General features: G+C 70.9%; 4 protein-coding genes. All 4 read right to left on the bottom strand.

Features of this window, described 5'->3' with window-relative positions; genetic code table 11:
* Positions 1–58: 58 nt before the first annotated feature.
* Positions 59–1,405 (bottom strand): phosphate ABC transporter permease PstA, encoded by a 1,347-nt coding sequence (gene pstA / locus VNT50_RS04680; RefSeq protein ID WP_325483941.1) that lies wholly within the window; start codon positions 1,403–1,405, stop codon positions 59–61.
* Positions 1,405–2,517 (bottom strand): phosphate ABC transporter permease subunit PstC, encoded by a 1,113-nt coding sequence (gene pstC / locus VNT50_RS04675; protein WP_325483940.1) that lies wholly within the window; start codon positions 2,515–2,517, stop codon positions 1,405–1,407. Before pstC ends, pstA begins: the two co-directional genes overlap by 1 nt.
* A 180-nt stretch (positions 2,518–2,697) precedes the next feature.
* A complete protein-coding gene (locus tag VNT50_RS04670; RefSeq protein WP_325483939.1) occupies positions 2,698–4,530 on the bottom strand; it encodes a protein kinase domain-containing protein in 1,833 nt (610 codons plus the stop codon).
* The coding region (locus tag VNT50_RS04665; RefSeq protein WP_325483938.1) for a lytic transglycosylase domain-containing protein at positions 4,530–5,439 on the bottom strand (910 nt) is incomplete at its 5' end. The genes VNT50_RS04665 and VNT50_RS04670, both read right to left, overlap by 1 nt.

Raw genomic sequence — 5,439 nt, 5'->3', positions numbered from 1 at the left:
ATGACCAGCAGCGCGGCGAAGGCTGCGCTCACGCTCGTGCGACGGCGCTTCAACGTGCTCATCGTGGTTCCTCCAGAGGACGGGCGGATGATGCTGGGGGTACGGCGGCGGGACGGGATCGCTGGAAGTCGAATCCGCCGTACCCGGTCGTATCGATGCGATCGCCGGCCGCGCGCGCGTCGTAGCGGACGAGATCACGCTGCGAGCGCGCCAGCGCGGCACGGCGCTGGCGCGGCGAAAGCTCGCCGGGGCCGCGGCCGCCGACGATCCGGGCGATCGAGAACAGCACGAGCACAAGGAGCAACAGAACCGCGGCCGTGCCGAAACCGCGCGCGATGTAGGTCGGCTCGGGAGATGCCACGAACGTGAACACCTGGAGAGGCAGCGAGACCATCGGTCCTTCGAACGGGTTCAGGTTCATGACGTTCGTGATGCCAGAGGTGAGGAGCACCGGCGAGGTCTCTCCGATGCCGCGGGCGGTGGCCAGGATGACGGCGGTCACAAGTCCGGAGCGAGCGGTCGGAAGCACCACATGCCACACCGTCCGCCACTTCGACGCTCCTAGCGCATATGACGCCTCACGCAGGTGTCCGGCGACCAGGCGCAGCACGACATCCGCCGCTCTGATCATGATCGGCAGCATCATCACGGTGATCGCAAGTGCCGCCGCGAATCCTGACCGCTGACCGCCGAGCCCCAGGATGATTGCGGAGTAGATGAACAGCCCGGCCACGATCGAGGGCAGGGCGGTCATCGCGTCGACGATCGTGCGCACGAATCGCGCGAAGCGCCCGCCGACCTCGTTGAGGAACAACGCGGTGACGATGCCGAGGGGAATCGAGATGACCAGCGCGATGCCGATCTGGATCAGCGTGCCAAGGATCGCGTGCGCGATGCCTCCGACATCCAGCCCGTCGAGCGGCCCCGCGAACTCCATGTCTTGAAAGAAGAAGTTCGCGTGCATCAACGCATCCCAGCCGCGGACGATCGTGAACACCACGACGAACAGGAGGGCGCTGAACAGGATGACGCCGGCGCTGATGAGCACGACCGTCATGACCCGATCGGCAACCTCCCGTCCATCGGCGGTGGTGCTAATGAGGAGCGCATAGAACGCGACGAACGCCAGGAACGCGACGACGACGAACCCGACGACGCCGCTCAACGGCGCGATCCAGCCGAACAGCAGCGCCGCGAGTGCCAGAGCACCGGCCGCGGCGCCCAGCAGCGCGTAGCGGTCGTCGAGACGGGCGGCGCGAACGTTGCGGCGCTCACCGATCTCGATGTCGTCGCGGTCGGGAATGCGGGTGCGGATGACCCCCTCGGCGGTGTCGTCGTGTGCGCCCGCGTCGGCATCGGCAAAGTCGGATTCAGCGGCCCGGGGCGACTCGAGCGTGATGGTCATCACGCCTCGCTTTCGGCGCCGGAGCGCGAGCGGGCGACGACCGACGATGCCGTGAAGTTGATGACCAGGGTGATGAGGAACAACACCAGTCCCGCCGCCATCAAGGCGGAAAGCGCGAATTCGCTCGCCTCGCCGTATCGCAGCGCGATCAAGGCCGAGACCGAGTTGCCACCGGATTTGAGCACCTGCCAGTTGATGACGAAGATCGGCGAGATGATCATGTAGACCGCGATCGTCTCGCCGAGGGCACGGCCGAGGCCGAGCATCGTGCCGCCGATGATGCCGCCGCGACCGAACGGCAGCACGACGGCACCGATCATGCCCCACCGCGTCGAACCGAGCGCGTACGCGGCCTCACGCTCACCGGCGGGCGCCTGCATGAACGCCTCTCGCATGATCGAGGTCTGCGTGGGCACGACCATGAGTGAGACGACGAGACCGGCGATGAATGCCGATGACGTGAACGCGGATGCGTCGGTGAGGGCGTTACCGTCGGCATCCGTCACCGCGAACACCGGGATCCAGGAGAAGTACGTCGAGATCCAGCGCGAGACCGGGATGATCGCCGCCTGAAGGAAGAACACTCCCCATAGGCCGAACACGACACTGGGCACGGCGGCCATCAGGTCGACGAGCGTGATCGCCCACTGCTTGAGGCGGCCGCGCAGCACCTCGGAGATGAGCAGCGAGGTGCCGAGCGCGAGCGGAACCGACACGCACATCGCGATGATCGCGATGGTGATCGTCCCGAACAGCACGGCGGCGATGCCGAACTCGCCCGTCTCGGGCGACCACGCCTGGGTGGTCAGGAAGGCGAAGCCCGCGCCGTCGGGTGGGAGGATCGCCTGGCCCGCCCGCAACGCGAGGAAGAGGCCGACCGACAGCATGATCGCGACGGTGATGCCACCGGCCGCGAAGGCGGTGCGTCGGAAGACGGTGTCGGAGAACGTCGGCACGGCCCGCAGATCGCGGGCCTCGGGAAGGCCGGAGGACGGGTCTCGCACCGCCGGCAAGATCGTCGTCTCGTCGGTCAGCACCGCGGTCGCGACGTTCTGGTTTCCGGTCGCTGAGCCACCCACGCCGGTCGCTGAGCCCGTCGAAGCGTCGCTCATGACAGCCTCTCGCGACGCAGCGCACCAGCCATCAGTCTTCTCCGGGTGTTGGCTGAGACGCAGGGGGCAGGGTCGGCTCCCACAGCCTCCGTCAGCGTGCGCGCCGAAGGTGAACGCGGGGCCTCCGAGCGGCGAAGGACGCCTGTACCGGGTCTTGAGGACGGATGTGCGCGAGTCATCTCACTCTCCGGGATCGCTGGTCGGCGTCGACGTGGGCGTCGGCCTGCTCGTCGGCGTCGCCGTGGCGGTGGGTTCCGGGGCGACGCTGCCCACCGACTCGAGGACGCTGATGGGCGTGCCCACCACCAGCCGGGTGCCGGCACCGGGTTCGGTGCCCACGATGCGGCCGGCAGGGGTCTGCGCGGTGGCGGGACGGTGCGCGAGCGAAGGTGCGAACCCCGCCGACTGGACAGCGGCCAGAGCGGCGTCGCGGTCCTGGCCCGCGACATCCGGAATCGTGCTGAGGCCCGACGCCGCCGTCAGCGCCACCGCTCCGCCTCGGCCGAGCCTCTGGCCGCTTGCGGGGTTCGACTCCAGCACGGTGTCGCGCAGAGAAGGGGAATCGACGAGCGTGACCGCGCCGGCGACGAGCCCGGCATCGGCGAGAACTCCCGCCGCCTCGGCGACCGACATGCGCGTCAGATCGGGCACCGTCACGAGCGAGACGATCGGCTTTACCGAGGGCTCGGGCTCGGGGGCGGGCGGGGGCGCGGTCGGCGTCGGGGAGGGCGCGGCCGACGGCTCGGCCTCGACCGACGCGGTGGGGGTGCTCGTGGCGGCGAGAGCGACGACGATCACGGTCACGATGGCGGCGGTCGTGGCGGCGAACCACGTGCCCGCGCGCGAGCGCGCGTGTCGCGCACGGCCGCGCGGCGCGTGCGCGATGGTGGAGTCCGGGGAGCCGGGGACTCGCGGTGGCACCATCGTGCGGCCGAGCACGCGCGTGATGCCGTACGTCTCTGCCGGGAGACGCTCGGCCGAGAGTCCGCCGACCTCGAGCCCCTCGTCCTCAAGGCCCTCGTCCTCATGCCCCTCGTCCTGCAGCTCCTCGACCGGAAGGCGTACCGCATCCGTCACGCTCGTCACTGCGGTGCGCACCACGGGCGCCGCCCGCACCTCCGGCACCGCGCCCGCGGCGCCGATCCCCAGCCCGGTCAGCGCCGCGCGCATCGCGGCAGCCGAGGCGAATCGGTCGGCGGGATCCTTGAGCATCGCGCGCACGACGATGCGGTCGAGCGAGCGGGGGATGCGCGGGTCGGTCACCGACGGCACCGGCGGCGGCGTCTCGAGGTGCGCGCGCATCGTCTGCCCCGTGCTCTCGCGCGGGAACGGCGGGCGCCCGGTCAGTGCGAAGTGCAGCACCGCCCCGGCCTGGTACACGTCTCCCCGCGCGTCGACCGGCTCGCCCCGCACCTGCTCCGGCGACACGTAGTTGACATTGCCCATGACCCCGGCGCGGCCCGTGGCCTCCACGCTGAGCAGATCGTCGGTTCCGAGCGCGGCCTTGCCCGCGGCATCCGCCAGCCCGAAATCGAGCAGCCGCACGCCAGCGCTGTCGATCCCGCCCGGCGCGACCATGATGTTCGCGGGCGAGACGTCGCGATGAACAAGACCGATCGCGTGCGCCGCCTCGAGGGCGCGCAGTGTGCCGTCAAGCACCGCGACCGCTTCCGCGGGCCAGAGCGGCCCGTGGCGCGCGACGTGCTCCGACAGGCTGGAGCCGGCGGCGCGCTCGAGCGCGATCCACGCGAGCGGAGCGTCGGCGGCGTCGTCGATGCCGACATCCAGCACGCCCACGATATTGGGGTGCCGCAGCGGCTCAGCCCGCCGCGCCTCGGCGAGGAAGGCGCCGCGCGCCGCGGGACGCTCCGAAAGATGCGGGTGCAGGATCTTCAGCGCGATGCTCGAACCCGTGCGCGTGTCGACGGCGGCGAAGACGGATGCCGAGCCCCCTGTGCCGAGGAGCTCACCAAGCCGGAATCGGCCCGACACCAGACTCGTGCTGTCGATCATCAGCGGTCCGTCTGGGGCTCCGCGCCAGACCCCCGGCTCGCTGGCGCGCGCCCCGCGTAGTCGTTCGCGGCGCGGGCCACCGCGTTCACGTACGAGTCGAGGTGGTTGTAGGCGAAGATCGCGCTCCGCCAGTTGTCGGGGGTGCTCAGGTCGCCGTAATGGCACAGGTAACCGGCGGCGGCCAGGGCCGCGTCATCGATGTGCTGCGGATCCCGAACCCCGTCGCCGTTGCCGTCGGCGCCCCAGGTCTCCCACGTCGCGGGAATGAACTGCATCGGCCCGACCGCTCGATCGATATCGGCCTTGCCGTCCCACACTCCCCCGTCGGTATCCGTGATGCGCGCGCTCGATTCGCCCGTGAGGTCGATGCCGAAGATGCCCGGCCGGGTGAGGCCGTCGTCACCGATCGACGAACCCGCATGGGTGCCGTGTGCCGATTCGATGCTGCCGAGCGCGGCGAGCGTGCTCCAGCGGATGCCGCATCCCGGCGACTCGGCGGCCATCGCCAGTTCCGCCCCGGCGTATCCGCGAACCGCCCGCTCGGGGATGCCGGTTGCTGCGGAGGTGCGCGATGCCCAGCCGGCGTCGACCCGGGCGGAGTTGCCCGCCGCTGCGGGCTGCGCGGCCGACGCCTCGCCGGCGACGGACTCCGGATCGTTGCCCGGCCCGGCGTGGGCGGAAACCGCCGGAGCGGCATCCACCGGCGGCTCCACCAGGAACCCACTCGGCTCCGACGCGGTGACGGCCCCGAGCACGATCCAGCCGCCTAGGCAGGCGAACGCGGCGACGACCGCGACCATCGGCCAGCGGCGACGCGCGCTGTCACGCCCGCTTGGCATCGGCGCCCACGGAGGTGCGGCGCCGGAAGCGGCCCGACGCGTCGGTGACGTCGGGGGCGTCGGCGAGGAG

Origin of the sequence: Microbacterium sp. (genome assembly GCF_035554235.1) — a bacterium.
Classification (GTDB): Bacteria; Actinomycetota; Actinomycetes; order Actinomycetales; family Microbacteriaceae; genus Microbacterium.
This window is presented reverse-complemented; position numbering and strand designations above follow the sequence as displayed.

Bases quoted from the DNA above. Each gene is read 5' to 3' on its own strand.
- pstA (WP_325483941.1), bottom strand. From the start codon at position 1,405: ATGACCATCACGCTCGAGTCGCCCCGGGCCGCTGAATCCGACTTTGCC.
- pstC (WP_325483940.1), bottom strand. From the start codon at position 2,517: ATGAGCGACGCTTCGACGGGCTCAGCGACCGGCGTGGGTGGCTCAGCG.
- VNT50_RS04670 (WP_325483939.1), bottom strand. From the start codon at position 4,530: ATGATCGACAGCACGAGTCTGGTGTCGGGCCGATTCCGGCTTGGTGAG.